The organism is Curvibacter sp. GW821-FHT01G03 (assembly GCF_059422285.1).
Genome location: NZ_JBWKWP010000039.1, coordinates 1 through 3259, shown reverse-complemented (window position 1 = coordinate 3259; position 3259 = coordinate 1). Strand labels below are relative to the sequence as shown.

The following is a 3259-nucleotide window of genomic DNA, read 5'->3' as shown; positions in this document are numbered from 1 at the left end:
CGCCGTGGGCGGCGCCATGGACCTGGCGATTGGCGCCAAGCAGACCTGGGTCATGATGGACCTGCTGAGCAAGTCGGGCCAGAGCAAGGTGGTGGCGCAGTGCACCTACCCCTTGACCGGGGTGGGCTGCGTGAAGCGCATCTACACCGACCTGGCCACACTCGAGTGCACCCCTTGGGGTCTGCAATTGATCGACCGGGTCGATGGCCTGAGCCACGCCGAACTTGAGGCCCGGGTCGGCCTGCCGATCCGTGGCTGAGGCACCGCAAAGTCAAACCCCTTGAGCCAACCCCATGGCCCAGCCTCATCCCCCCACCACCGAGGCCTCGGCCACCCTGGCCAAGGGCCTGCGCATCCTCAGCGAATTTGCGGCTTGCGAGAGCCTGGGCAACGGCGATCTGGCCGGGCGCACCCAGTTGCCCAAGGCCACCATCTCGCGCATGACCTCGACCCTGCATGCCCTGGGCTACCTGCGCTGGGACGACGGCACACGCAAGTTCAGCATGGGCGAGCGCCTGCTGTGCATGGGTGCCAGCATCCAGCAGCGGCTGGGACTGGGCCCCGAGACCGACTGGCGGCTGCAGCAATGGGCCCAGGCCCAACACTGCGAGGTGCTGGTAAGCCGGCTTGAGCACGAACGCGTGCTGTGCCTCAAGGCCTATGGCCCCCGGCCAGTCACGGCAGCGGGGCCGTCCCAGGTTCGGGCCGGCGACGCGCTGCCGCTGTGGCACAGCTCGGCCGGCCTGCTGCACTGCATCACGGGTCCTCTGGCCACCCGCACCCGGCTGCTGGCCCAATTGCACCAACAGCCCGAGGCCCAGCAGACGTTGGCGCGCGAGCACATTGCAGCCGCCTACCGGAGCTTTCAGCAGCAGGGATTCATCCGGCTGGAGGAAGACTGGCGTCCCGGCACGGTGGGCTTGAGTTTTCCGGCTCGATTATGTGAGCAGTCCACCTTCCTCAGTATTACCTTGCTATTTGACAGACCAGAAAATATCAATCCGATTTGGATTGATGATTTCATGAATACCTTTCAAACGACAAGCCAGCGCCGACCACCCGGGCCATCCGACAAGCCCGGATTCATTGGGCCTTGAAGACTTTCAAGCCCATCTCGGTGCGCCATTCGAGCGATCGAATGGCATTTTCAGTCCTGTTCCAACTGATGGAACGAAAGCCGATCAAGGCTCCACATACAGCGCCAAAGATAATCCGCCATCCATAATCAAATGGCTTCGGCAATTCATTATCTTTACCAATAATCAGGAGACCTGTTTTGAAACGCTTCCACCCCACCCCCTGGTTGATGCTGGCCGGCCTCGGCTTCAGCGGCTTGGCTCAGGCCCAGTCCTCGGTCACCTTGTTCGGCATCGTCGACGCCGGTTATGAAAGTGTGCGCACCGCCTCCGGCCGGGTCTCGGGCCTGGCCCCCTCGGGCAACAGTGCCAGCCGCCTGGGCTTCAGGGGCACTGAAGACCTGGGCGGCGGCCTGAGCGCCAGTTTCTGGCTGGAGGCCGCACTGGCCATCAACAGTGGCATCAGCAATTCAGGCACCTCGCCCAACAACCAGAACGGGGTGGCCTCGAACGTGGCCGGCGGGGGCCTGACCTTCGGCCGGCGTGCCACGCTGAGCCTGAACAGCGCGGCCGGCGAACTGCGCCTGGGCCGCGACTACGTGCCTACCTTCTGGAACCTGGCCGTGTTCGACCCCTTCGGCGTGGCCGGCGTGGGCACCCTGATCGCCACCTACGCGGCCCTGGGCGCCTCGGGCGGAGGCAGCGGCGCCACCTCGGTGCGCTCGTCCAATTCGATCAGCTACTTTCTGCCGGCCAGCCTGGGTGGGCTGTATGGCCAGGCCAGCTACGCCTTCGGCAACAACGCCGACACGGCGTCCGCCACGGCCTACGGCAGCAGCAACGTGAACATCAAGGACAACGGCAACTACGCTGGCGCCCGCGTGGGCTATGCGGCGGGGCCTGTGAACGTGGCGGCGGCCTACGGCCGACGCAGCTACCAGGCGGGCACCAACAGCACGGCCAACCTGCTGGGCATGCCCGTCACCGGAGGCAACTACACCGACACCAACCTGGGCGGCTCCTACGATTTCGGGGCACTCAAGCTGATGGGTACCATGACCCGCCAGCAGGTCGCCGACGTGGGCAGCCTGGGCAACACCGCCTCGATCAAGGGCTGGTCGCTGGCCTTCAACGCCCCCGTAGGTGCCGGCAACTGGATCGCCCAGTACGGTGCCTTGAAAGTGGGCGGCGCCCGCGCAGACAAATGGGCTGTGGGCTACGTGCACAACCTGTCCAAGCGCACCGCGCTGTACACCACCTGGGCGCATGTGGGCAACCAGGGCGGTGCATCGATGACAGCCGGCTCGTTCAGCGGCGGCTCGCTGGTGCCGGCAGGCACGGCCAGCAGCAATGCCAATGGCAGCTCGACCGGGTTCGACCTGGGCATCCGCACCACCTTCTGAGCCCACCGGGCATGCCGCCACACCGAAGGCCGGCACCGCGACTTTCTCCAAGCCCCCTGCCGGCCCCGAGCTGGCCTGGGCTTTTCCCGGCCTTGCGGCCGGATTTTTTCACACGCAGCCGCCTTATCCAATGTCAGTCGGGCACCGGCCGGAAAGGGCTTGCTCCCTGCTTTTCTTGACAGCCAAACTGTTAACGTTACCATTCTGCTTGTGAAATCTGAATGCGCTTAAGCAATTGGCTTTCTTCTGCTTGGCGTGTCAACCCAGAATGACAACGTTTTCTAGTGAATCCCCAAGATGACCTCAAGCCCCGCCACCCCTCTGTACATCACCATGCACGCGCTCGACAACGTGGCCATTGTGGTCAACGATGGGGGCCTGCCCGCGGGCACCCGCTTTGCCTCGGGCCTGGTGCTGCGCGAGAAAGTGCCGCAGGCCCACAAGGTGGCCCTGGTGGACATTGGCCAGGGTGAGGCTGTACGCCGCTACAACGTGCCGATCGGCTATGCCTTGCAGGCCATCCCGGCCGGCAGTTGGGTGCACGAAGGGCTGTTGAAGATGCCAGCGGCCCGTGAACTGCAAGGCCTGCCCATGGCCACGGTGAAACCCGCCCCGTTGCCGCCGCTGACGGGCTACACCTTCGAGGGCTACCGCAACGCCGATGGCTCGGTGGGCACGCGCAACATCCTGGCCGTCACCCAGACCGTGCAGTGCGTGGCCGGCGTCACCGACTTTGCCGTGCAGCGCATCAAGGCCGAGCTGCTGCCGCGCTACCCCCAT

4 protein-coding genes are annotated in these 3259 nt (G+C 65.0%); all 4 read left to right on the top strand.

The window, feature by feature from the left end; genetic code table 11:
• A partial coding sequence (locus AC07VS_RS28655; RefSeq protein WP_494752671.1) for a CoA-transferase occupies positions 1-259 on the top strand: 259 nt, incomplete at its 5' end.
• Between the two features lie 34 nt (positions 260-293).
• Positions 294-1097 carry an IclR family transcriptional regulator gene (locus AC07VS_RS28650; protein WP_494752670.1) on the top strand — a complete coding sequence of 268 codons (804 nt, stop codon included), beginning with the start codon at positions 294-296 and terminating at the stop codon, positions 1095-1097.
• 179 nt (positions 1098-1276) lie between these two features.
• Positions 1277-2479 carry a porin gene (locus tag AC07VS_RS28645; protein WP_492346067.1) on the top strand — a complete coding sequence of 401 codons (1203 nt, stop codon included), beginning with the start codon at positions 1277-1279 and terminating at the stop codon, positions 2477-2479.
• Between the two features lie 297 nt (positions 2480-2776).
• On the top strand, positions 2777-3259 hold a 483-nt coding region (locus AC07VS_RS28640), incomplete at its 3' end, for a UxaA family hydrolase (protein WP_494752669.1).